The organism is Rhodoferax ferrireducens, assembly GCF_003347515.1.
Taxonomy (GTDB): domain Bacteria; phylum Pseudomonadota; class Gammaproteobacteria; order Burkholderiales; family Burkholderiaceae_C; genus Rhodoferax.
In genome coordinates this window covers 112393-133854 of the sequence record NZ_QEII01000323.1, presented here as the reverse complement: position 1 = coordinate 133854, position 21462 = coordinate 112393, and the positions used below count along the sequence as shown (strand labels likewise).

Annotated in this window: 25 protein-coding genes and 1 pseudogene; 8 read left to right on the top strand and 18 right to left on the bottom strand. The window is 59.6% G+C overall.

Translation table 11 applies throughout. The features are described from left to right. Positions 1-256: 256 nt before the first annotated feature. The 3 genes from C5P05_RS30470 to C5P05_RS30460 form a co-directional block, all read right to left on the bottom strand. Positions 257-1663, bottom strand: coding sequence for a DUF3422 family protein (locus C5P05_RS30470; RefSeq protein ID WP_232834727.1), 1407 nt, complete (start codon positions 1661-1663; stop codon positions 257-259). 28 nt (positions 1664-1691) lie between these two features. Beyond that, complete coding sequence (locus tag C5P05_RS30465; protein ID WP_114973619.1) at positions 1692-2357, bottom strand: nitroreductase family protein; 666 nt, start codon at positions 2355-2357, stop codon at positions 1692-1694. A 150-nt stretch (positions 2358-2507) separates the two neighbouring features. Further along, on the bottom strand, positions 2508-2978 hold the full coding sequence (locus C5P05_RS30460) for a DsrE family protein (protein ID WP_114973618.1): 471 nt from the start codon (positions 2976-2978) through the stop codon (positions 2508-2510). A gap of 214 nt (positions 2979-3192) precedes the next feature. Here C5P05_RS30460 and C5P05_RS30455 point away from each other — a divergent pair, with 214 nt between their 5' ends. Genes C5P05_RS30455 through C5P05_RS30445 form a run of 3 tightly spaced genes read left to right on the top strand, consistent with a single transcriptional unit; the run spans position 3193 to position 5776 of the window. Then, positions 3193-4170, top strand: a complete 978-nt coding sequence (locus C5P05_RS30455) for a cation diffusion facilitator family transporter (RefSeq protein WP_114973617.1) — start codon at positions 3193-3195, stop codon at positions 4168-4170. 34 nt (positions 4171-4204) lie between these two features. Next, a complete protein-coding gene (locus C5P05_RS30450; RefSeq protein WP_114973644.1) occupies positions 4205-5503 on the top strand; it encodes a hypothetical protein in 1299 nt (432 codons plus the stop codon). Positions 5504-5539: 36 nt separating this feature from the next. Then, positions 5540-5776, top strand: a complete 237-nt coding sequence (locus tag C5P05_RS30445; protein WP_114973616.1) for a DUF2789 family protein — start codon at positions 5540-5542, stop codon at positions 5774-5776. Between the two features lie 27 nt (positions 5777-5803). Here C5P05_RS30445 and C5P05_RS30440 read toward each other — a convergent pair whose 3' ends face one another. Then, positions 5804-6442 (bottom strand): class I SAM-dependent methyltransferase, encoded by a 639-nt coding sequence (locus C5P05_RS30440; RefSeq protein ID WP_114973615.1) that lies wholly within the window; start codon positions 6440-6442, stop codon positions 5804-5806. Next, the gene (locus tag C5P05_RS30435; RefSeq protein WP_232834726.1) at positions 6430-6873 is read right to left on the bottom strand and encodes a methyltransferase family protein; all 444 of its coding nucleotides are present in this window, start codon (positions 6871-6873) and stop codon (positions 6430-6432) included. Before C5P05_RS30435 ends, C5P05_RS30440 begins: the two co-directional genes overlap by 13 nt. Positions 6874-7129: 256 nt before the next feature. Between C5P05_RS30435 and C5P05_RS30430 the strand changes: the two genes are divergently transcribed. Further along, positions 7130-7423 (top strand): GYD domain-containing protein, encoded by a 294-nt coding sequence (locus tag C5P05_RS30430; RefSeq protein WP_114973613.1) that lies wholly within the window; start codon positions 7130-7132, stop codon positions 7421-7423. 155 nt (positions 7424-7578) lie between these two features. Here the strand turns inward: C5P05_RS30430 and C5P05_RS30425 are convergent, their stop codons facing one another. After that, positions 7579-7773: a hypothetical protein gene (locus C5P05_RS30425; RefSeq protein ID WP_114973612.1), complete on the bottom strand. Its 195-nt coding sequence runs from the start codon at positions 7771-7773 to the stop codon at positions 7579-7581. A gap of 272 nt (positions 7774-8045) precedes the next feature. Here C5P05_RS30425 and C5P05_RS30420 point away from each other — a divergent pair, with 272 nt between their 5' ends. Then, a complete protein-coding gene (locus tag C5P05_RS30420; RefSeq protein WP_114973611.1) occupies positions 8046-8591 on the top strand; it encodes a phasin family protein in 546 nt (181 codons plus the stop codon). 621 nt (positions 8592-9212) lie between these two features. Here the strand turns inward: C5P05_RS30420 and C5P05_RS30410 are convergent. The 9 genes from C5P05_RS30410 to C5P05_RS30370 form a co-directional block, all read right to left on the bottom strand. Continuing rightward, positions 9213-10403, bottom strand: coding sequence for a glycosyltransferase (locus C5P05_RS30410; protein WP_114973609.1), 1191 nt, complete (start codon positions 10401-10403; stop codon positions 9213-9215). Beyond that, complete coding sequence (locus tag C5P05_RS30405; RefSeq protein ID WP_114973608.1) at positions 10400-10774, bottom strand: diacylglycerol kinase; 375 nt, start codon at positions 10772-10774, stop codon at positions 10400-10402. The genes C5P05_RS30410 and C5P05_RS30405 overlap by 4 nt, the downstream gene beginning before the upstream one ends. A gap of 10 nt (positions 10775-10784) precedes the next feature. Then, complete coding sequence (locus C5P05_RS30400; protein WP_232834725.1) at positions 10785-11564, bottom strand: UDP-2,3-diacylglucosamine diphosphatase; 780 nt, start codon at positions 11562-11564, stop codon at positions 10785-10787. A 112-nt stretch (positions 11565-11676) separates the two neighbouring features. After that, complete coding sequence (locus C5P05_RS30395; RefSeq protein WP_157979490.1) at positions 11677-12138, bottom strand: hypothetical protein; 462 nt, start codon at positions 12136-12138, stop codon at positions 11677-11679. A 14-nt stretch (positions 12139-12152) separates the two neighbouring features. Further along, positions 12153-13250 (bottom strand): Acg family FMN-binding oxidoreductase, encoded by a 1098-nt coding sequence (locus C5P05_RS30390; protein ID WP_198674917.1) that lies wholly within the window; start codon positions 13248-13250, stop codon positions 12153-12155. Between the two features lie 15 nt (positions 13251-13265). Further along, positions 13266-13502 carry a thioredoxin family protein gene (locus tag C5P05_RS30385; protein ID WP_114973606.1) on the bottom strand — a complete coding sequence of 79 codons (237 nt, stop codon included), beginning with the start codon at positions 13500-13502 and terminating at the stop codon, positions 13266-13268. A gap of 43 nt (positions 13503-13545) precedes the next feature. Next, positions 13546-14994, bottom strand: a complete 1449-nt coding sequence (locus tag C5P05_RS30380) for a permease (RefSeq protein ID WP_114973605.1) — start codon at positions 14992-14994, stop codon at positions 13546-13548. A gap of 104 nt (positions 14995-15098) precedes the next feature. Further along, positions 15099-15332: a hypothetical protein gene (locus C5P05_RS30375; RefSeq protein ID WP_114973604.1), complete on the bottom strand. Its 234-nt coding sequence runs from the start codon at positions 15330-15332 to the stop codon at positions 15099-15101. 81 nt (positions 15333-15413) lie between these two features. Beyond that, entirely contained in the window at positions 15414-15599 is a 186-nt protein-coding gene (locus C5P05_RS30370) for a CsbD family protein (RefSeq protein ID WP_114973603.1), read from the bottom strand. A gap of 326 nt (positions 15600-15925) precedes the next feature. On the opposite strand from C5P05_RS30370, the gene C5P05_RS30365 reads away from it, so the two are divergent. Then, positions 15926-16066, top strand: a complete 141-nt coding sequence (locus C5P05_RS30365; RefSeq protein WP_114973602.1) for a lmo0937 family membrane protein — start codon at positions 15926-15928, stop codon at positions 16064-16066. Between the two features lie 71 nt (positions 16067-16137). Here C5P05_RS30365 and C5P05_RS30360 read toward each other — a convergent pair whose 3' ends face one another. From C5P05_RS30360 to C5P05_RS30350, 3 genes and pseudogenes are all read right to left on the bottom strand, one after another. After that, entirely contained in the window at positions 16138-16602 is a 465-nt protein-coding gene (locus C5P05_RS30360; protein WP_114973601.1) for a RidA family protein, read from the bottom strand. A gap of 10 nt (positions 16603-16612) precedes the next feature. Then, positions 16613-16981 (bottom strand): annotated as a pseudogene (locus C5P05_RS30355) (NAD(P)H-dependent oxidoreductase); the annotation flags it as partial. Positions 16982-17073: 92 nt separating this feature from the next. Continuing rightward, a complete protein-coding gene (locus tag C5P05_RS30350; RefSeq protein WP_114973600.1) occupies positions 17074-19155 on the bottom strand; it encodes a c-type cytochrome in 2082 nt (693 codons plus the stop codon). 440 nt (positions 19156-19595) lie between these two features. Here C5P05_RS30350 and dsrO point away from each other — a divergent pair, with 440 nt between their 5' ends. Together dsrO and nrfD are read left to right on the top strand one after the other, a co-directional pair. Continuing rightward, complete coding sequence (gene dsrO / locus C5P05_RS30345; protein ID WP_114973599.1) at positions 19596-20357, top strand: sulfate reduction electron transfer complex DsrMKJOP subunit DsrO; 762 nt, start codon at positions 19596-19598, stop codon at positions 20355-20357. Beyond that, positions 20354-21451: an NrfD/PsrC family molybdoenzyme membrane anchor subunit gene (gene nrfD / locus C5P05_RS30340; RefSeq protein ID WP_114973598.1), complete on the top strand. Its 1098-nt coding sequence runs from the start codon at positions 20354-20356 to the stop codon at positions 21449-21451. Before dsrO ends, nrfD begins: the two co-directional genes overlap by 4 nt. Positions 21452-21462 lie beyond the last annotated feature (11 nt).

Here is a 21462-nt window from a genome sequence, read left to right as displayed (position 1 = left end):
TCTGATCTACATCAAGAACCGTGCCACGCCAGCTCGGGCGCGAATAGCGTCTAAATTCAATGACTTACGTTGTCAGGGCCGGTCGGAGGTCGTGGCGGCAGGGAGACGGCATCTGCCATGAGTGGCAGTGACTGACAAATTAGGCAGAAACTCTGTCAGGATTCAAAATGAAAAATGAAAAATGCTCATTTTTTTATAGCTTCTTGCGCAATACCTGTAATGGCTGGAAGCCTATTTGGCATATAAACAGGCGCGATCAATGATCAGCGTGCAGTCTGGCGTGAATGCGCCGCGTGGTGTACCAGACGGACCACAGCACCAGCGGCACCAGCGCGCCGGCCGCCATTTCCGGGTTCAGCGGCACGCCCGCCGCCTTGAGTGCCTTGCCGCCGTACAGCAGCAGGCTGATGACGTAATACGAGATGGCGGCAATCGACAGCCCTTCCACCGTGCTCTGCAGGCGCAGCTGCAGCTCCTGCCCGCGCGTGAGCTTTTCCAGCAGTTGCTGGTTTTGTACCTCGGTGGCAATGTCCACCCGCGTGCGCAGCAGCGCGCTGGTGCGCGACACCCGTTCCGACAGCGAGGCCAGGCGCTGCGCCGTCGCCGCCACCGTGGCCATGGCGGGCGACAGGCGCCGCTGCATGAATTCGCCAATGGTCTGGGTGCCGGAAATCGCCTTCTCGCGCAGTTCGGTGATGCGCTGGCTGACCAGCGTGTCGTAGGCGCGGGTGGCCGAGAAGCGGTAGATGTGCTCGGCCGTGGCGCGCTCCACCCGGGCCGCCAGCGACACCAGGGTGTCGAGCAGGTCCTGGTCGGAGGCGGACTTGTTCTCCAGCCGCGCCGTGATGGCGGCCAGCGCGCCCTCGGCCTCGGCCAGCATCGGCCCCAACTGCTTGGCCACCGGCAGGCCGCGCAGCGCCATCAGGCGGTAGGTTTCCAGCTCCAGCATGCGTTGCGAGATGCGCCCGGTGCGGGTCTCGCTGGTGCCGGGCGGTGCCACCACCAGCATGCGCTCAAAGCCGTCGGCCCCGATGTGGAACTCGGTCAGCGCCCACGAGTGGCCTTGGGCCTGGCCCGGCGTCATCAGCGGATTGGGCACATGGCCCAGTTGCGAGGCCACCACCGTGCGCCCGCCGAACCAGGCCTGGGCCTGCGCCATCAGCGCCCGCTGGTCGGACAAGTCGCCGTGCACCATGGCCATCTGGATGGCCGCCACGGTGCGCCCGGGAATGCTGCGCAGCCAGTCCGGCGCCACCACCAGGGTATTCAACAAATCCGGCTCTTCGGCCCCGAGCCCCGCGCCGGCGGGCAGGGCCTGCACGATGGAATAACGCGTGAACTCGGTGTGCCGCTCCCACTTGACGGTGTAGCCGGCAAAGCGCAGGCGCAAAAAGTTGCCGTGCAATTTTTCCAGCGGCAGCGCCTGCTGGCCGGGCAGTTGGCGCAGATGTTCACATTCCTGCTCGCGCGTGACGCCGGCATTCAGCACCGCCACGTAAATGATGAGCGCCGGCAGACGTACCCGGGCCGAGGGCCGCGCATGCACTTCGTTGTGCAGCGTGACGCGCAACGGATCATCCGGCGGCAGCAGGGAGGTCAGGAGCGGAAGAGGGTTGGGAGCGGACTGGGCGTCCAGCATGGCGGTGTCTTGCATGGGGGCCATTTTGCCGCCAATCAGCGAGGCCCCCGTTTCAGTCCAGCGTCGACACGTAGTCCGCCAGCACCGGCCGCAGCCGTGGCGGTTTGTGTTTGCTGACCGTGCCGATGTTGATGCAGCACACCGCCTGTTCGTTGTCACGCAGGCCGAACAGGGCGCGCAAATGCGGCGACGCCATGGCCTGGCCGCTGGTCAGACCGGTGCCAAAGCCGGCGGCATGCGCCGACAGCACGATGTTCTGGATCGCGCAGCCAAAAGACACCAGGCGCTCGGCATCACTCACCTCCGCCTCGCCCGCCTCGGGATGCTGGGCGCCCAGCGCCGGGGCGCTACCCGTTGGCGCCGAGTCCTTGGGCGCGTCGGGGTCGGTCAGTCGCGCAATGGCCAGCATCAGAAACGGGGCGCGGTGCGCCTTCTCGCGGGCGTTTTCGATTTGTGCCGGCGTGGCGTCCGGGTCGCGCTCCAGCAGGGCGAGACCAAACACCTCGGCCAGACGCTCGCGCCGGGCGGCCGGCACGATGACGAAGCGCCAGGGCAGCAACTGGCCGTGATCGGGCGCGGCGGCCGCGGTACCCAGAATCTCCTGCAGCTGTTGCGCCGAGGGGCCGGGTTCCACCAGGCGGCGGGGCGAGACGTTTTGGCGCGAGTGGATCAGCGCATTGGCAAATTCCGATAACTCTTTGCCAGTAGGGATGTCCATCAGGCGTTCCTTGGTTGAGTGCCGTAAGCGCGCGGCTTTGACAGCCGCGCAGTACAACAAGTTTGCCCTACTGCGCCAGGTGGCGCCAGCAAGACCGTCGAACTGCCGGGAATCATCCGTCAGACGCTGGGGGCGATAATTACTATCCGTTTAACGAATATTGTCGATGGAAAACTTTTTTTCATTCACCTGCGGCGTGATCAGGGCGTAGCCGCGGTTTTGCCAGTGCATCAACTCGGTGATTGCCGATGGCGTTATCTCTACAAAATCATGCATGTCCTTGGCGGTGTATTGGTAGTCCTGCATAGCCAGACCGCACACCTTGAACTTCACGCCCATGTCAGCGTAGTAGCGCATGCGTTGCACCACCTCGGTGTACTGCGCTTCGTTCTTTCGCGCCAGCGTCACAATCTCGGTGCCGTGCAGCAAGACGATGATGCTCATGTCTTCCGGAAACATGCTGTAGGGAGCCTCTGTCAGCGGGTTGACCAAGCTGCGCAACCAGTAGAGCGCTGATCCAAGTTTGGAAGGATCATCCAGGTAGATGTCCACCAGTGCTTTGGGGTTCTGGTACGGAGTTTGGATGAATTTCGCCTGCGCTATGGCGGGAGTGCCAGCCATGCTGCATAGCAGTATGGCCGTTGTGCACAAGCTATCAATAAACCACCGGGGTGTGAGGTGTCGCACAGCATTCTCCTTAGGTACAAAATTTTGCTGGTGGAGTCGGCTCTCGCAACCCAGTTTTTCCAGTTTAATATTAGTGGCACGCCAATTTCTGAAAGGACATGGCGAGCAACCAGGCGACGCCCTTCGCGGGCCAGAAAGAACATAGCAGATGAGTGCAGGATACGACCACAGCCACGCCCCGGCCAACTTCAACCGCGCCTTTGCCATCGGCATTGCGCTTAACGTGGTTTTTGTGGCGATCGAAGCGTTTTACGGCTGGAAGATCAACTCGCTGGCCTTGCTGGCCGACGCCGGCCACAACCTGAGCGACGTGGCCGGTCTGGTGCTGGCCTGGGGCGGCGCGCTGGCGGGCAAGCTCAAGCCCAACGCGCGCCACACCTATGGCTGGAAGCGCGGCACCATCCTGGCGGCTTTTGCCAACGCCTTGCTGCTTTTGATGGCGATGGGCGCTCTGGCCTGGGAGGCGGTGGGCCGGCTCCTGTCCCCTGAGCCCCTGATGGCGGCCGGGGGCGTGACCATCATGGTGGTGGCCGGCATCGGCATTGTGATCAATACGGTTACCGCCTTGCTGTTCATGCGCGGTGGGGAGAATGACCTCAACATTCGCGGCGCCTTCCTGCACATGGCCGCCGATGCGCTGGTGTCCGCCGGCGTGGTGATCGCGGGTGCGCTGACGCTGTGGATGGGCTGGGTCTGGCTCGACCCGGTGGTCAGTCTGGCGATTGCCGCCGTGATCCTGGTTGGCACCTGGAGCCTGTTCCGGCAGTCGCTGCACATGCTGTTTGACGGCGTGCCCGATAGCGTCGACCCGCAGGCGGTGCAGGACTTTCTGGCGGCCCTGCCCGGCGTGGCGCGTGTGCATGATCTGCACATCTGGGCCATGGGCACCTCGCAAGTCGCCCTGACCGCGCATCTGGTGATGCCGCACGGGCACGCCGACGATGCTTTTCTGAAGCACGCGACCGACCAGTTGCACGCTCGCTTCGAGATCACGCATGTGACGTTGCAGGTGATGAAGGATGCCTTCACCACGCCTTGCGCAGAACCGCCGGATATCGACCTTGAGGTCCGGCCGGCGGTGGAAATCATCGATGCTCATGCGGCGCACCCTGGCCATGCCCACTGAGGCTTCCCGTGGTGTGTCCGCCCAGAAAGAAAGTATGACGACCCAAGAAACCACAGTCACATTGCCGGTCAACAGTTCGGCTGAAACCCTCAACCTGGGCTGTTTTTGTCGCACCCTGAATCGGGCCCGTCTGCGCTCCTACATTGAGAGTGACCCGAGCCTCCAGGGGCTGATGCAGAACATCGTGCAGACGCGACCGCACCTGTTCTCGTCGACGGTTGTGTTTCTCTCCAGCGAGATGGCGCAACAGATCACGGCCACCGTGGCCGCCATCGAACGCGTCGTGACGCTGCCGGCCTATCAGGCCCAGGCGTTGGCGCGCGCCCCGGCCATCGCGCAGCACGCATTCGGCCCGGTGGGCGCGTGCATGGGTTATGACTTTCATCTGCGTGCCGGCGGGCCCAAGCTCATTGAAATCAACACCAACGCCGGCGGGGCCCTGCTCAATACCGCGCTGGCGCGCGCCCAGCAGACCTGCTGCGCGGCCATGGATTGGGCCTTCATCCCCAACGCCCGTCTGGACACCCTGGAGCAGACGTTTTTTGACATGTTCCTGGCCGAGTGGCGCAGCCAGCGTGGCAACCAACCCCTGGGCTCGGTCGTCATCGTGGACGATGAGCCCGCCGCGCAATACCTGGCGCCGGAGTTCGAGCTGTTTCGTCAACTGTTTCAACGCCATGGTGTGGCGGCCGGCATTGTCGACCCGTCGGCACTGGCGTGGCGGGACGGCCGTCTGTGGCACCTGGACGCGCCGGTGGACATGGTCTACAACCGCTTGACGGATTTCTATCTTTCGGAACCGGCGCACCAGGCTTTGAAAAATGCCTATGCAGCCGGTGCCGTGGTGCTGACACCGCACCCGCACGCCCATGCCGTATATGCCGACAAGCGCAACCTCATCGTCCTCAGCGAGGACGACCTGCTGGCCGCCTGGGGCGTTTCAGCCGCCGACCGCAGCCTGCTCGCGGCGGGCGTGCCACAGACCCGGCTGGTGACGCCCGACCGTGCCGATGAGTTATGGGCGCAGCGCCGCCAGCTCTTTTTCAAGCCGGTGGCCGGTTTTGGCGCCAAGGCGGCCTATCGGGGCGACAAGCTGACGCGCCGGGTCTGGAGCGAGATTCTGGCCGGCGACTTTGTGGCGCAGGCGCTGGTGCCCCCGAGCGAGCGTCTGATTGAAGTCGATGGCGTCCTGGCCGATCTCAAGTTCGACATTCGCGCCTACACCTACGCCGGCCAGGTCCAGTTGCTGGCGGCACGCATGTATGCCGGCCAGACCACCAACTTCCGTACCCAAGGCGGTGGCTTTGCGCCGGTGATTGTGATGCCCCGGTAATTGTCGGAACGGGCCGAAAGTGCTGTAATTGTCACCATGAACACGTCAGCCCATCCCTTCTTTGAACTCTTCGCCCAACTGGGTCTGCCATCGGGCGAGCAGGACATTCGCCGTTTCATCGCGGATCACTCGCCGTTGGCCGCGGACATCGCGCTGGCGGATGCGCCGTTCTGGACCAAGGCCCAGGCGAATTTCCTGCGCGACGAACTGCTGGAAGACGCCGACTGGGCGGAAGTCATCGATCAGCTCAACGTGGCACTGCGGGCGACGTAAGCCCGCTGTTGGCGGCACGCAGCGCGCCTACACTTTGCGCCAGACGCTCGCCAGCCACGGTTGCTGCGCGATCGGCAAACCGGGCGGCCGATAAAAATGCGTCAGCTCGACAAAGCCCGCCGCCGTCAGATAGGCGCGCCAGCTCGCCAGGTCATGATAGGCGCCATAGCGTTCCCGGTTCCAGCCTTCGTCGTTGTTGCCGCGCGGATTTGAGCTGAACAGCACGCCGCCGGGTTTCAGCGTGGCGTGGAGTTCAGCCAGTACCCGGGGCAGGGCCTGGCTGGGTACATGAAACAAGGAAGCGTTGGCGAACACGCCATCAAAAAAACTGCCCGGCAAATCAAGCGCCAGGAAGTCCTGCTGCCACACCTCGCAGCCGCTGTAGGTGCGCGCCATCTCGACAAATCGCGCCGCTCCCTCCAACCCCACGGCAAGGTGGCCCTGCTCTCGAAATGCCTTGAGATCCCGTCCCGGCCCGCAACCAAAGTCCAGCAATGTGAATGGCGAGGCGCCTTCGATGAACTGCAGGAACGCGGCCATGTTCTGGCTGACATCGTGGTCCTGTGTGCCCGCAAAAAAATCTTCGGCGTGCTGGTTGTAGTAGGCCAAGGTGCGCCGGGTCGATTCAGCCAGCGCCTGTGCCGTCAGGGACTTCAAAACAGCCATGGCAAGAAGCGCTTGCTGTGCAGCGCGTAGGCCGCGTAGCCCGCATGCTGCTCGCGCATCCAGCGCTCTTCAAGCATCGATTTCACAAGCAGGACGAGGGCCAGCGCTGACCAGGCAAGCCAGCCCGCTGCCGCGTTGGCTGTCCACGCCAGCGCGCCGGCACCGAGCAGCACCGAGGTGTACATGGGGTGGCGAATCCACTGGTAGGGCCCGCTTGTGACCAACATGCCCCAGTTCTTGGGTGTCGGGCGAATATTGAAGTTGCCCAGCCGGTTGTGCCTGAGCGTCCAGGCGGCGAGGGCGACAGCGATGCCCAGCATCATCAGCGCGCCCACCGGCACGAATGTGTGCCACGCCTTGGGCGCAGCCAACGCTGCCAGCAAGAAAATAAGCCCGAACTGCAGAGCCACCAGCAAGCTGCCGAATCGCATTCGTCGTTGAAATAGAGAGGGTCGCATCTCTGCTTTATATAGCATCGCGCTCGCCAATTCTCCAGTTCGAGCATGCGGTGCCTCCATCTTGTGTGAAACGTCCGCTTCTGCATGGAACTTGTGAAATATCAAGCTCGGGGAACTCCCTCATCCTACAGTTTTAGGTCGCAAAAAAAAAATCGTTTGAACCAGCGTCACGGGGCCATCGCTGGCCGCTTCAATGTCTGCGGCCCCATCCACTCACAGGAGAACGATCATGGCAACCTATATTGCACTTTCCAACTTCACGGATCAGGGGATTCGCAATGTCAAGGACACGACGAAACGGGCCGACGCGGTCAAGGAGGCGGCCGCCAAGTTTGGCGCCAAGATGACACAAATCTACTGGACGCAGGGTAAATACGATGTAGTGGCGATGATCGAAGCGCCGGACGACAACTCGGCCACCGCATTCGCCTTGGCCATTGGCATGGCCGGCAATATCCGCACGCAAACCCTGCGCGCTTTTACCCGGGAAGAGATGAACGCGATTCTGGGCAAACTGGGTTGAGGGCGTAGGCGCAAACGGGAGGCCCGATGGGGGCCATGCTTTCAAGCCTTTTGGGCCTCTGGCCCCCGTCCCCATTGCGCATAAACTGCAAAATAGAGAGCAGTCAGGTATGAGCCTTCAAGACGAAGTCATCTGACAGAACTCTTTGCAACCGCTTAGTGCAGGGGCGTTGTTGACTGGTTTATGTCCTGCTTGCGCCGGTTCTGATTCGCCGCAGCGAGATTCCTGGATTTTTTGGTCTCAAGAGCTGTGAGTTCCTGCTTCAGTTGCAAGACCAAGTCATCACCTTCTCCATAACGGATCTCCATTTTTTGACAGAGTCTCTGCAGGTTTTGAATATGCTTTTTCATGGACTGACCTCAATGTGGAAGCAGGAATGTTACTTGACAGCACCTACAGGCCGCGTAACCCGGGACTACAAAGACGTCGCAACTGGTTGCAGTTGTAACGGAACGAAACGAAACCATGCCAGTTCGGTTTGGAGAGTTTTCTTGTCACAAAGAATTCATGGTCAGAAGCTAATCTGTCCAGACTCAAACCTATGCCGCCATGCTGCATAGATAGCCGGATACGGCTTGCATTGAGCAGTCAGCAGATTCTTCCCATTAACCAGGAAACCGAAATGAACAACGCCGTCGAACAAATCATCGCCATCAGCAAAGCCCAATTGCAGGCATTGGAGGGAATGACTAGCAATGCGCATGCTGGTGTAGAAAAGCTGGCAGAACTCAACCTGGCTGCATCCAAGGCTGCCCTGGGCGATTCCTTTGGCCATTTGCAGGCGGTACTGGGTGCCAAGGATGCGCCGGAGCTGATGGCTCTGCAATCGGGTCTGACGAAACCCTTGACCGAGAAATCTGTCGCCTATCTGCACGATGTTCAGGCCATTGCCACGGGCGCCGGTGTAGACTTTACGAAAGCAGTGGAAGCCAACATGGCCGAAACTCAAAAGGCATTGAGTGGCTTTGTTGACACCCTTGTAAGGAATGTCCCCGCAGGCACTGAGTCCGCTGTGGCCGCCTTCAAGAGCGCCATGACCCTCGGTCAAAATGCAGTCGAATCAGCGCAGACCTCCGCGAAAAAGGCCGTCGAAGTGTCTCAGTCCGGCTTGACAGAAGTAAGCAACCCAGCAGTCGATGCGGCCAAGAAGACCGTCAAGACAGCGTAATTCCAACCGGCCCCGGTGGCGCTGGCAAGCTCAATTTAGTGTGGCACCTTGGGAGGTGTCCAGCAATCATGAGATAGCAGCGAGCCGGCAAACATGCCTACATGTGGCGGTGCATCGATGGGTGATGGCTTTCTCAAGGCTTCAATCATCTTGTGTCCGAGCCTTTGAAGCAGCCACCGCGGATCGATCGTCACTGCAGTAGTTTTCGCGTCCATGGTATATCTCCCCAGTTCGCTCATTCATAAACTATTTATACAGTTTATATGGTTCTTCTGCATTGATAACTGGCAACTTCGCGGTGGATGCCTCGCGTGGTAAAGGCTCAGTGCTGGCTGCCGATCCGTTACTGCGATGCCTTGTTCGGCTTGCAGTCAAAACAAAAAAACAGGGGAGCGTTTAGGTAACGCTTGAAAACACCATTTCGTTTCAGGCGGTGTTTTCCACACTTGATACAACTCAGCGTTTCTCCCGTGCCGCCCACGCCTTGAAAGGGTGAGCCATTTTCTTTTGATGTGTACCGCAAGCCGCTAGGCGAGATTAATGTTTCTTCGTGTTTGTACATTGGCAATTGGGTTCCGTGTGCAGCATCGATTTTGATTGAGTAGGGTTTCATTTTGTGAATTATTGTGGAACCGCAGTCGCCACTTTCACGCAATTCAGCGGGGGATTGAGAACAGCCTGGTAAAAGTTCAGCATTCGCTGCGCCTGCTTGGCGGCGGACCATTCATGCGCGTAGTCACGGCCTGCATCACCCAGGTCTTTGCGAGCTTGCGCATCCCTTAGCATTCTGACGACTTTGCCCGAAAAGTCAGCGACATCCTCCTGTGCAATCCATACGCCGGCGCCTTCTCGCAGCACATCTCGCGTCCCGAGCTCGGCGGTGGAGACGACGGGCACGCCTTGTGCCATGGCTTCGAGCAAAACCAGTCCCTGTGTTTCTGTTCGCGAAGAGAAGACAAAAATGTCTGCGGCGCGATAGCAACTGTTCAATTCCGTATGGCGATCCAGGTAGCCGATGAACCTCACGTTCTCGTCAAGCCCGAGTTTTTTGACTTCCAGTTCCAGGCTTTCCCGTGCCGGTCCTTCACCCGCGATGACGAGAAGCACGTCGGAAATTTCATGTCTGACGCGGTCCACGGTCTTGATCAGGAAGCCGATGTTTTTTTCGTGCGCCACGCGCCCCAGGAAAAGTAGGACCGGCCGATCCTGTGGAATGTGGTGGTTTTTTCGAAACGCTTCGCGGTCTCCCGGTACAAAGCTCTCCGGCTCGATGCCGGTTGGAATGACCTCTGTAGGCGTCGTGATGCCGTAGCTCTTCAGTATGTGGTGCATGGGATGTGACGGCACAACCATGCCGTCCAGACTATTCCCCTGATGACGAGAGAAGCGCTTGGCGATAAAGCGCATTACCTGTCTGGGCACGAGGGGGACATAGTGATGGAGATATTCCTCGAAAAAGGTGTGGTAGGTCTCGACGCAAGGAATGCCCAGCAAGCGCGATAACTTGGTGCCCAGGTAATGCGCAACAAAAGGCGTTTGAATGTGAATGATGTCGTAATGTTCGCCACGCCATCTTTCAAGATGCGTCATGACCCACCGGTAACTCATTAATCGGTCTTCGGGGTCGAAGGGCAACTGGCGTGCAGGCACACGCAGGATATCTGTCTCATCGGCACTGGGTGCCAAATAGTCTGGCGCAATCAAATGGACCGTGTGACCCAGTGACGCCAGGTTGTGGCGAAAGGTTTCTATCGACGTTGAAACGCCGTTGACACGCGGAAAATAGACATCGGAGATGAACAGGATTTTCATAGCTGCTTCGCCAAAACAAGTGCCCAAATGACCACGAGATTCAGAAGGCTGATCAAGACGGCTGCGCTGCCGATGTCCTTGGCGCGTTTGGCGAGTCTGTGGTCGTCGAGAGAGATGCGGTCCACCGTTGCTTCGATGGCTGAATTGAGCAGCTCGACAATGAGGAGCAGCAGCACGCACGCGATCATCAAGGCGCGACCGAGATTGTCATGCTCCAACCAGAATGCCAGCGGCACCAGAACGCTGGCAAGCAATACCTCTTGACGGAAAGCATCTTCATTGCGGAAAGCCTCCTGCAGACCGGCGCAGGAATACTTGAAAGCGTTGATCAAGCGCTTGGAACCGGTTTTTCCTTTGTAAGGACTTTCCATTATTTGTTTCTCATGGGGTGGCACTTTGCGTGACGCGGATGTGGGAAATTGAATTCCAAAGGATCAGCTCCATGCGGCCATCCAGGTGTTCAACGATGGCGCTGCAACTGTCCACCCAGTCGCCGCAATTCATGTAGAACAAGCCGTCAACTTGCTTGATCATGGGCCAATGGATATGCCCGCAAATGGCGCCGTCCACCCCCTGTTCACGGGCATGGCGGATGACGGCTTCTTCAAAGTTGAAAATGAAGCTGACCGCCGTCTTTATTTTGCGTTTGGCATAACCGGCCAGCGACCAGTAGCCGGGAATTTTGAGGGTTCGGCGCAGCCAGGATAAGTAAATGTTGAGACTGACCAATAGGTCATAGGCCTTGTCTCCAAATACGGCAATCCACCGGTGGTGGCGCGTGACTTGATCGAACTCATCCCCGTGTAGCAGCAAGTAGCGCCGGCCATCGGCTGCCGTGTGGACGTACTCGTGCGCGACCATGACCTCGCCAAATGAGGTGCCGACGTATTCGCGCATGGCCTCGTCATGGTTGCCGGGAATGAATATGACTTTTTCGCCATGCCGGGCACGTCGCAACATCTTTTGCACAAACGTATTCTGTGCAAGAGACCAATGCACGCCACCCCGACTCATGGACCACAAGTCAACAATGTCACCCAACAGGAATACGTGTTCGGATGAGTACTCTTTCAGGAACTCCAGCAAGTGCTGGGCTTGGCATGCCTTGGTTCCCAGGTGGATATCGGACAGGAAGATAGACCGGACTTGCTGCATGGTCATGCCGTTGCTGAGGTAGCAACGGCATAGCTTTTGGGCTCAGGGCAATACGCGTTTTGAACTGAATCTTCCATGCAGGCAGCATGGCATGAAATTATGTCGGCCTTGTTACAGCCTACCTGTCCATGGGGGAAAAATTCCCGTTCCAGCCGCTGGTTGCTATTCGCAACTGGTCTGACCCGAGTTTCGTCAGGGTGAATTTGCCACCGTTTCCCAGGGCGTAGCGCAAGATCCAGTTGGCCGCCGGTCCAAAGCGAATCTGCTTGCCGCTGAACCGGATCTCCAGACCCTCGCTAGTTCTGCAAATGGCACCCACGCTCTCTGCCCAAAGCCCTTCTCGGGTCTTGATGAATTCCAGAAACAGCGCCCCCTTCTTTTCATGAATTGACACGAGCAGAGGTTTCCCATCTTCCATACTGGTCTCTTGCCAGTTCACCGGAAACGCCTGATCGCCCAGCATGCCTCTCAGTTCACTGATCGTTGCGGCGCATGTTTGAGCTTCTTGAGCCCGGCAATTCAATGACAGCAGCAGGAGCAAGAAAAGCCATAAATACTTTCGATACATCGCAAGATTCATTTTCTGAAAATGATTCAGACCAGCACCGACTGGACCGGTCGCCGCATGGACAAGGGTAGCGTTGGCCCCCGGCCGAAGCGCACCACCAGATCCGGTCGCAGGTTACCCAGGCCAAGCGCCGCAGCGAACTGGGGCCGGACAGCCCCAACCTCGACCGCTTGATTCAGGAATGCATTGCGAATCCCCAGCGCCGTGGCTTGCAGCGCGAAGCGCTCATAGCAGCGCCCGGTCTCGACCCAGTGCGCCTTGTCGCTGAGGTCCGAAACAAACACGGCAATGCCGGCCGCGTTGCGGATCTGCCTGGCATAACGCTCGTTTTCGGACTTCGGGGTGAAGAACAGGCCCATCATCCGGCTACCCAGCCAGCGCGGCACCGCCGGGTTGCCCGTCGAGCCCGAAAAAAGGCCATCCCCGGTGCGGACCGCTTCTTCATGGCCGAAGCGGATCCAGGCTTTCAGTTCTGCAAGGAATGCCGGGTCGTTTATTTGCGCGGTGTTGCCGGCCACCACGTACTCCAGGACTTTTTCCATGGCCGGGCGCTCTGTCAGCAGCAACACGCGCACGCCCTTGCCGCTGCCCGCCAGTTCGAGCAGGCGGAGTTCCTCTGCGGACAGCGGCTGGCCATCGTAGTCACCCCGCGTGCACTGTCGCTCGGCAATCGCCTGAAACAGCGGTGAAGGCAGCGCCTTTGTCGGCTCCAGGCTTAGCGCGATGGCGCCTGCACCCGACGGGTCGAAACTGGCGTTGGCCTGGAGACCATGGGCGAGTGCGGCCTGCGCCAGGTTTTCTGCGGCGCAACCCAGCGAGACAAAGAGGTGATGGTCGTCAGGATCGACCACCGGGCAGCGCCGCGACAGGTCGGCCTCAATCGTGATCGAGCGTTCCTGCACACGGAACTTCCAGCACTGCGTGTTGTGGCTCGATGGCGCCAGCGTGGCATAGCGCACCAGTTCATGCAACAGCACCGGCCGATCACTGGTGTCGATGTTCGCCGCACGCCTTAGGTTGCGAGTGGCTTCCTCGTGGCCCTGACTCGACGAGCAGGCTGTCAGCGTGGGTGCCGAGACTCCCAGTGCGGCTGCGCCTAATACCAGCTGTCTGCGTATCAACATGGCCGACCTTCGTCGTCAAGCCGCCATCCACTGCCTGACTTCGGCCTGCGTCGGGATGCGGCCGCTACAGACCAGCTTGTCGTTGATGACCAGTCCGGGCGTAGACAACAGGTCGTAGGCCAACATGGCTTTCATGTCGGTCACCTTGACGATCTCGGCCTCCAGGCCGGCGCTGGTGGCGGCCTCGCGCGCCACGGCTTCGAGCTTCTTGCAATTGGCACAGCCGGAACCCAGAATTTTGACGGTCAACATGGCGCTTTTCTCCTTTGGAATCAGTGCGGATTGGCATGGGGTTTCACGAGGGTAGGATGAGCTGCTGCTGGCGTCGATGCAGCCAGACCAGACTGACCGCGAGTATGGCGGCAAAGGCGGCCAGGCCCAACATCAGCCAGACCACGCCCACACCATCCACCCAGGCGCCGTACAGCAGGCCGGCGGTGATGCTGAACCCCGCCACCCAGCCGACGTAGGCAAACGTCTTGCGCCGGCCAATCACCGCCGCCACCATCAGCATGCTTTGCAGGCTCAGCTCCGGGTCCGCCATCAAATAGGCCAGCAGCGGGCCGGGGTGCATGCCGAGGTCCAGAAACATGCGCGCCACCGGCACTTCCACGAGCGTCGGGAAGTACATGAACACGCCAAACACAACCGCCACGGCGTTGGCCTGCAGGTCGTTGCGCCCCGCCAGGGTCTGGATCCACTCCGGCTGGATCAACTGGCGGATGATACCGACGACAAACACCCCCACCACCAGCAACAGGAAGATCTGCTTGACGAAGCGCCAGGACTCCCACAGCCAGGCGTGCCAGTCGTCCGGTTGCAGGCGCCGCGCGTAATGCAGCACGGCCCACAGCGCCAGTCCGACGGCAAACTCGCGGCCGGTCAAGGCGAGCTCCAGTCCTTCCGCGCGCGGGGTGAGCCGCAGCGCCGCCACCAGCAGCGTGGTGGCGGCCAGGCCCAGGGTAATCCAGGTCCAGCGGTTGGCGCCTTCAACAATGTTCTCCAGGCCCTTGTAAGCTGTCAGGCCGATCAGGACCAGCAGCACAATCAACAGCGAGCCCTGCACGCTGACGCCTTCCTCCCCTTTGGCGGCGTCGAACGGCACCCAGTGGAACAACGTGGCCTGCCAGGCCTCGGCCCAGGGCAGCGGCAGGCGCACAGTGGCGACCGTGGCGGTTAGCGGCCACAACTTCAGTGTGCCGGCAATCAGCAGCGCCACCAGCGCCAGCAGCACGCCGACGGCGGCCGGGCCGATATCCGCCTGGTCGGCAAACAGCGTATCGGTCTGGGCGTCGTGGCTGGCGTCATCGCGCCAGAACAGCAGGGCCATCAGCAGGCCGATGCCAATGCCAAACAGCAGGCACAACACAAAGCGCGCCACGGCGAATTCCGCGCCCAGGATGCTGCCGGTGTAGGCCAGCGCCAGGATGTTGCCTGCCGGCGCAAAGAACAGAAAGGTGATGGCCGGGCCGAGGCCCGCGCCCTTGCGGTAAATGCCGGCAAACAGCGGCACGATGGTGCAGGAGCAGACCGCCAGCAGCGAGCCCGCTGCCGCAGCCGCCGGGTACGACACATGCGCCGGCGTGTTGCGCCCCAGCCAGCGCGTGATGCTGGCCTTGGGAATAAGCGCCGCCATGGCGCCCGCGATAAAAAATGCCGGCAGCAGACACAGCAGAACATGCGCGGCCAGATAGGCGGCCAGATTGCCCGCGCCACCATTCAACAACTGCAGGACATAGCTCATGAGCAACGGCTTCCAGAAGGCAAGAAGGCCATCATCGTCTGGCCCGGCTTATCGGGTCTTGAGTTGTATCAAGGCCTGATGTTGGATGGACCAGGGCGGTCGAATCAGCCGAAAGCCTGCTTCACAAACTCGTCCAAGGCCAGTCGCTTTTCGTCGGCTGCTTGTTCGAGCCGTTCCGCCAGTTCGAGTTGACCTGTCGTCGGGCCGGAACCGCCACCGGCAGCGGATTTCACAAACGCTTGCATGACTCGAACGCGGGCTGTGCGCGCTTCCTGATTGACAACCTGCCAGTCTGCATGCATCGCCGCCCATCTTTCGCCGTCTTCGATCGTCGCCATATCAGACTCCTTCACGCGGAGCCAACAGTATGCCAGCGAACGGTGACAAGAGAACCCTTCGCGCGAGATGCAGTACAAACCTCAACTCTTGTCGATGGCGTCCTTGACAACTTCTTTGACGTCGCCAAAAGTCTTCTGCGCTTTTCCCTCGATCTGCTTATTCAAACCTTTTACCTGCTGTTCTTTGCTTCCAACCAGTTTCCCGGCTTCCTCCTGGACTTTGCCGGTAAGATTTTTGACAGTGCCCTTGGCTTGGTCTTTGTTCATGAAAGTTTCACCTTAATTTAATTGAGAATTAACTCGGGGTTGAGTTGCAGACTCAGGATTGAAGGTTACTGAATGGTCAACAGAATGTCTGTGCGCTGGCAAACGGAGGCGAGGGCATTCTTGACGACCTGTTTCGGCAGCAGCGCCAGTCCGCCACGCCATCGTCGCGACGTTTGACCGCGGAATGCCCAGTCGCTGCCAATTTGGCGTTATGTGAGCCAGGCAACAGACATCAGGTCCCGAGTCGTTCAATATGGGGACTCTGGCTTCCTGGACACTTTAGGAGGCTTGGCAGTCAAGTCCGCTAACAAACAGAAAGGCGTCACATGCTCACAATTGCCGTTGTACTTATCGTTTTGTGGCTACTTGGATTGGTCACCGCCTACACCATGGGAGGGCTTCTCCACATCCTTTTGGTTGTAGCTGTCATCATGCTTGTGGTCAATCTCATTGGCGGGCGTCGTTAGCCTTAGCGACTTGGCCACTCGACAAGGCATCACGACTCTATGGCACGATTGATGGATGGGACGTGCCCCCTCTACCCGAGTTTGACCTCTATGGTTGCCTTGAGCGTTAACGGCACCCCGTTGCGAAGTGAGCTGACGCCGATGACTGAGCGAGCATGGATGCCGGCCGGTCCGAAAATTTCTGCGAGCAGGTCCGATGCACCATCCAGAACTTTTGCGTGTTCTTCGAACTCGGGAACAGCATTGATGGAGCCGTGAAGCTCCACCACTTGCGCAACCTCGTCCAGAGAACCCAATTTGTCCTTTATCACGGCAATCAAGTCTAGGCATGCGGAGCGCGCAAGCACATAGCCTTCCGTGGTTGAATACTCGCGCCCAAGTTTGCCTTTCGGAGGCTTGCCGTCCATCGGCAGTGGCGCCTTGCCCGAGATGAACAACAAATTTCCCGACCGAACTGCGGTTGCATAGTTGCCCGCCGGGGCACTGACGGGAGGAAGCACAAGGCCAAGATTCTTGATTCGCTGTTCTGCACTCATTGTGTTATGCCTATTCTTTCGTGATGGTTGATGATGTTTCGGCGCTTTCCTTGCGCTCGCTGTAGCGGTTCACCAGTTGGGGTCCGATGTTCCGCGTCAGCAAGGTGAATTTGACCAGTTTTCCCATGACCTCGACCACCCGGTCAAAATAGGCCGAGGGCTTCATGCGCCCAGCCTTGTCGAACCCCAGATAGGCCTTGGCGAGTGAGGACTGATTCGGGATGGTCAGCGTGCGCATCCAGCGGCCCAGCACGGGCAACTGGTTGACGGCGTTGAAGGACTGCGAGCCACCGCTGACCTGCATCACCGCCAGCGTCTTGCCCTGGGTCGGCCGCACGGCGTCAACCAACAGGGGAATCCAGTCGATCTGGCTTTTCAGGCGCTATTAAATTTCAAGTGGCGCAACCCCTTGAGCGACGGGTTGGGCATCAAAAAAATATGTCCCCCGTCGGACTGGAGCCGCACCATTTCTCAGTAGCGCGCATCCGCCGGCTTCTTATCCTTGGGCCAATCCCTCACCTTGTCCGGGAAATCAGGGCGTGGTTGGTGCGAAAAATACTCCCCGACATCAACGGCCTCCTGATCCGAAAGCCCGCCTTGACCTAGCGGGAATTTCTCACGGAACCCGATCGGCATATTGCGCTTGACAAAGGCCGCCGCGGTATATGTACGTGCCATGCCGGCGCCGATGTTGAATGAATCATCGCCCCAAAGCGGCGGGTAGATGAAGCTGCCGTCAGCCTGCTTCAAGCCTTCGCCGTCCTTGCCGTGGCACACCGCGCACTGCGTTGAGTACACCTGCTTGCCATTCTCTAGGTTGGGTTTGATCGCCATATCCATTTTTCCGATGCCGCGCCCGGCGACCTTGTCCTGTGGCTTGGTTTCCTTTTTCATCCAGTCAAAATAGGCCACCATGGCTTTCATGTCCACCGAATCCGCCGGCAGCGGTTTGCCGTTCATGGAGCGTCTGAAGCAGCCGTTGATGCGGTCTTCGATTGTAATGATCCGGCCGGCGCGCGGCGCGTAGCTGGGGAAGAAGGCCGAAACGCCGACAAATGGCGAACCATCAGCTACCGTGCCGGCGTTGAGATGACAACTGGTGCAATTCAAGGCGTTGCCGACGTTCTGCGGCAACAGCGCCTTGGTCTCAAGATGCAGACGCATGCCGCGAACAAGCTGCAGGGCAGTGGGGCTCGCGAGCATGTCCGCCAGACGCGGCGTTTCAAAATTAGACGAATCCGTGGTCTTGGGATCGAGTTGTGCACGCATCTTGGCTACCTGAGAGGCGGCAACCGGTTCGGCATTATTGCCCCAGCTGGTACGCACGAAACTCAGGATTTCAGCAAGCTCCTGATCGGCCAGCCGGGCAAAGGTTGGCATGGTGTAGATGCGTGGATGCGCTACGGTCTCAGCCGTTTTCCAGCCGGTCAGCGTGATATGCATTAGCGTGGCCGGGTCGGCGGCCGTGATAGAGGGGTTGCGTTGCATCGCTGGGAATATCCCCTTGACCCCTGCACCATCCTGACGATGGCAATCGACACAGAATTGCACATAACCCAATCCGCCGCGTGTCGTGAACAGAGTGGCGGGGACCGTCGCTGCTGCAGCGCGCACCGGCGCCGCAGGCATGGGCAAATCGTCTTCGCCCGGCGGCAGCGACTTCAAATAGGTGGCAATGGCCGTCAAATCGGCATCTGTGAAGTGCTGGGTGCTGTTATGAATCACCTCCGCCATATTGCCGGACACCGTGGCAAAACTATTTTGTCCGGTTTTCAGCAGCAGGGCAGTGTCCTCCACCGTCCACAAATTGCGCAGGCTGAGCGCGCGCCACGATTCAACCGTTTCGCCGGCCAGAAAGTACTTGCCATTGGCACCGGCATCACCCATGGATTTCTCCTGGAAAGCCATACCGCGCGGTGTATGGCAGGAACCGCAATGTCCCAAGCCTTGCACCAGGTAGGCGCCCCGGTTCCAGACGGCATCCTTGTCCGCATCCGGCTTGAAGGGTGCATCCTTCAGGAACGCCCAGTTCCAGAATGACAAGCCCCAACGCATGCTGAACGGCCAGCGCATCTCCGCCGGCTTGTTCGCCTGACTGACCGGCGCCAGCCCTTTCATCAGAAAAGCGTACAAGGCGCGCATGTCGTCTTCGCTCATCTTGGCGTAGGAGGGATAAGGCATTGCGGGGTACAAGTTGTGCCCGTCCTCAGCCACGCCCTTGCGCATGGCGCGATCGAATTGCGCAAACGAATACCTGCCGATGCCGCTAGCGGCGTCAGGCGTGATATTGGTCGAATAAATTGTGCCCATCGGCGTCTTGAGTTCAAGGCCGCCCGCCATTGCTGGCCCCTTGTTTGCAGTGTGGCAGGCAACGCAATCGCCCAAGTGCGCCACATACTTGCCGCGCTCAATTAATGCTGATACTTTTTCGGAAGGCCCAGGTGCCGACGCGGCAATATTTACTTTGAGCGGGGCCAGTTCAGAGGCCGGCACGTTATTGATGAAAAACAGAGACGACCCAAGAATAGCCAGAAGTGGTCGGGAGAGATTCATTGCATAAATCCTTCAAAAAAACACTTGCACCTACGTCGTCATAAAGAGGATTGCGTCTAAAAAAGTACCATTTTTTATGTCCGCCGATCAGCTTTTTCTTGCAATATGTGGCATCTGCCCCCGTGACTGCAAACGATTTAATTCTGGAGTCAAAGACAGTTGTCTGTCTGTACGGCAACGCACAGCTCACTAGTGCATGCCCAGGAAGCGCCACTGTCAATCGTCCGCCACGTTGAATGTCGAATGGCCGCTTCGCGGCAAGGTTTGAATACCGCAATGCAGTCGGCAGATCGGCTTTTCAGTGAGTTACCACAGCGCTCGTGGGAAGGTTTTGTTGTCCGATAGGTAAAACCATCTAGTCAACTGCCTTATCACACCAATTTCAGTCGGGTCAATTCGGGCCTAACCTTGTGGCACACCTTGAACCAAGGAAAGTTGTCATGAAAATCGAAGCAATCAGCCCTACCGACCCGCTCCAGTCTTCGTCGAGACGTGCGTTTCTACGTGGGATTCCCGTCGTCACCATGGGTGCCGTCAGCCTACCGGCTACAGCCCTTGCCACGCAGTCCACCACGCATTGGGGCATGCTGATCGATATCCGCAAGTGCATTGGCTGCCAAGCCTGCACCATGGCCTGCATCAACGAAAACGACGTCCCCGAGGGCAGTTTTCGCACCATCGTCTCCACCTACAGCGTCAAGCAGAGCGATCAGGTTGGCCAGCCAGCGGGCACCTACGTGCTGCCACGCCTTTGCAACCACTGTGACAACCCGCCGTGCATCCCGGTGTGCCCGGTCGGCGCCACATTCAAGCGTGAGGACGGCCTGGTACTGGTCGACGGTGACCGCTGTGTGGGCTGCGCCTACTGCGTTCAGGCCTGTCCCTACGACGCCCGCTTCATCAATCACCAGACTGGCAAGGCTGACAAATGCACCTTCTGCGGCCACCGACTGGAGGCCGGTTTGCTGCCGGCCTGCGTTGAAACCTGCGTTGGCGGGGCGCGGATTTTTGGCGATCTAAACGATCCCAACGGTGAATTACGTGTACGTATGAACGCCGCCAGCGACCAACTGAAGGTGCTCAAGCCCGAACTCGGTACCAAGCCTCGCGTCTATTACATCGGCCTGGATGAACGCTTCCAGGGCAAGGTGGAGGGCCAGGGCGCGCTGTGGAACCCCGCAACTCATGGAGACGAATCATGAACCCGACCATTGTTGAAACCGTCAATGTTGTCCGCGAAGTCGCCTGGCTGCCGTGGGCAGTGCAGTACTTCTTTCTGATTGGCCTGTCCTACGGCGCCTTTGTGGTCTCGCTGCCGGGCATCGTCTGGCGGCGTCCCGGTTGGATCGGAATTTCGCGGGTTGCCCTGCTCGCTGCCCTGCTCTGCGGCCTGACGGCGCCCGTTGCGCTGCTGGCCGACCTGCATCAGCCGGGCCGCTTTTATCACTTCTATCTGTACTTCACGCCCTCCTCATGGATGTCTTGGGGTGCCTTCTTCATCCCCGTCTATCTGGGCGGCCTGATCCTGTACGCCTGGCTGGCTTTCCGACCACTGCTGGCGCAACAGGCGGCGGATGGCGCCCTGTCGCCGCGCCTGGCCCGTCTTTGCCGACGGATGGCCTACGGCGGATTCGAAAGCCGGGGCGCGCTGCTCGCCGCCGCCGCCCTTGCCTTCGTCGGCGCCTCGTTGGTCGCGGTTTATACCGGCATGGAGGTGATGGTGGTCCGAGCGCGTCCGCTGTGGGACACACCCTTCCTGCCGGTGCAGTTCGTGGTCACTGCGCTGGCGGGTGGCATCGGCCTCACGCTGATCCTCCAGCGTTTTGCTGGCAAGCCGGCCTCCTCAGACGATACCAAACGCCTGTCCCGGGCCCTGGCACTAACGCAGGGACTGGCCCTGTTGATCGGCGCGGTCTGGCTGCTGCTTGGCCTCACGGGCTTGTCGCCGAGCCACGCCCAGGCACTGGCCCAGGTAGCACCCTCCGCCGCCTGGAAGCTGACCGCAGTTTGGGCCGCTGGCAGCACGGCATTGACGCTGTGGCTTGCGCTGCGCCGCCCGGGCAGCGGATGGCTGATCGGCCTGCTCGCCCTGCACAGCGCCTGGATGATGCGCTGGACTATCTTCATCGGTGGACAAGAAGTTCCCAAGACCGGGGCTGGCTTTTATCAGTATCAACTGCCGCTCGGCTACGACGGCCTGCTTGGCATTGTCGGCACCTTTGGCTTGTGGGTCGCTCTGTTCATCGTACTCACCACGCTGCTGCCGGTCGAGCGCCTGACCGCCAAATCCGCGTAAGCGCAAGGAGA

Excerpts from the sequence above, each read along its gene's own strand:
- C5P05_RS30470 (WP_232834727.1), bottom strand. The coding sequence starts at position 1,663 with ATGGCCCCCATGCAAGACACCGCCATGCTGGACGCCCAGTCCGCTCCC.
- C5P05_RS30465 (WP_114973619.1), bottom strand. The coding sequence starts at position 2,357 with ATGGACATCCCTACTGGCAAAGAGTTATCGGAATTTGCCAATGCGCTG.
- C5P05_RS30460 (WP_114973618.1), bottom strand. The coding sequence starts at position 2,978 with ATGGCTGGCACTCCCGCCATAGCGCAGGCGAAATTCATCCAAACTCCG.
- C5P05_RS30455 (WP_114973617.1), top strand. The coding sequence starts at position 3,193 with ATGAGTGCAGGATACGACCACAGCCACGCCCCGGCCAACTTCAACCGC.
- C5P05_RS30450 (WP_114973644.1), top strand. The coding sequence starts at position 4,205 with ATGACGACCCAAGAAACCACAGTCACATTGCCGGTCAACAGTTCGGCT.
- C5P05_RS30445 (WP_114973616.1), top strand. The coding sequence starts at position 5,540 with ATGAACACGTCAGCCCATCCCTTCTTTGAACTCTTCGCCCAACTGGGT.
- C5P05_RS30440 (WP_114973615.1), bottom strand. The coding sequence starts at position 6,442 with ATGGCTGTTTTGAAGTCCCTGACGGCACAGGCGCTGGCTGAATCGACC.
- C5P05_RS30435 (WP_232834726.1), bottom strand. The coding sequence starts at position 6,873 with ATGCGATTCGGCAGCTTGCTGGTGGCTCTGCAGTTCGGGCTTATTTTC.
- C5P05_RS30430 (WP_114973613.1), top strand. The coding sequence starts at position 7,130 with ATGGCAACCTATATTGCACTTTCCAACTTCACGGATCAGGGGATTCGC.
- C5P05_RS30425 (WP_114973612.1), bottom strand. The coding sequence starts at position 7,773 with ATGAAAAAGCATATTCAAAACCTGCAGAGACTCTGTCAAAAAATGGAG.
- C5P05_RS30420 (WP_114973611.1), top strand. The coding sequence starts at position 8,046 with ATGAACAACGCCGTCGAACAAATCATCGCCATCAGCAAAGCCCAATTG.
- C5P05_RS30410 (WP_114973609.1), bottom strand. The coding sequence starts at position 10,403 with ATGAAAATCCTGTTCATCTCCGATGTCTATTTTCCGCGTGTCAACGGC.
- C5P05_RS30405 (WP_114973608.1), bottom strand. The coding sequence starts at position 10,774 with ATGGAAAGTCCTTACAAAGGAAAAACCGGTTCCAAGCGCTTGATCAAC.
- C5P05_RS30400 (WP_232834725.1), bottom strand. The coding sequence starts at position 11,564 with ATGACCATGCAGCAAGTCCGGTCTATCTTCCTGTCCGATATCCACCTG.
- C5P05_RS30395 (WP_157979490.1), bottom strand. The coding sequence starts at position 12,138 with ATGAATCTTGCGATGTATCGAAAGTATTTATGGCTTTTCTTGCTCCTG.
- C5P05_RS30390 (WP_198674917.1), bottom strand. The coding sequence starts at position 13,250 with ATGTTGATACGCAGACAGCTGGTATTAGGCGCAGCCGCACTGGGAGTC.
- C5P05_RS30385 (WP_114973606.1), bottom strand. The coding sequence starts at position 13,502 with ATGTTGACCGTCAAAATTCTGGGTTCCGGCTGTGCCAATTGCAAGAAG.
- C5P05_RS30380 (WP_114973605.1), bottom strand. The coding sequence starts at position 14,994 with ATGAGCTATGTCCTGCAGTTGTTGAATGGTGGCGCGGGCAATCTGGCC.
- C5P05_RS30375 (WP_114973604.1), bottom strand. The coding sequence starts at position 15,332 with ATGGCGACGATCGAAGACGGCGAAAGATGGGCGGCGATGCATGCAGAC.
- C5P05_RS30370 (WP_114973603.1), bottom strand. The coding sequence starts at position 15,599 with ATGAACAAAGACCAAGCCAAGGGCACTGTCAAAAATCTTACCGGCAAA.
- C5P05_RS30365 (WP_114973602.1), top strand. The coding sequence starts at position 15,926 with ATGCTCACAATTGCCGTTGTACTTATCGTTTTGTGGCTACTTGGATTG.
- C5P05_RS30360 (WP_114973601.1), bottom strand. The coding sequence starts at position 16,602 with ATGAGTGCAGAACAGCGAATCAAGAATCTTGGCCTTGTGCTTCCTCCC.
- C5P05_RS30350 (WP_114973600.1), bottom strand. The coding sequence starts at position 19,155 with ATGAATCTCTCCCGACCACTTCTGGCTATTCTTGGGTCGTCTCTGTTT.
- dsrO (WP_114973599.1), top strand. The coding sequence starts at position 19,596 with ATGAAAATCGAAGCAATCAGCCCTACCGACCCGCTCCAGTCTTCGTCG.
- nrfD (WP_114973598.1), top strand. The coding sequence starts at position 20,354 with ATGAACCCGACCATTGTTGAAACCGTCAATGTTGTCCGCGAAGTCGCC.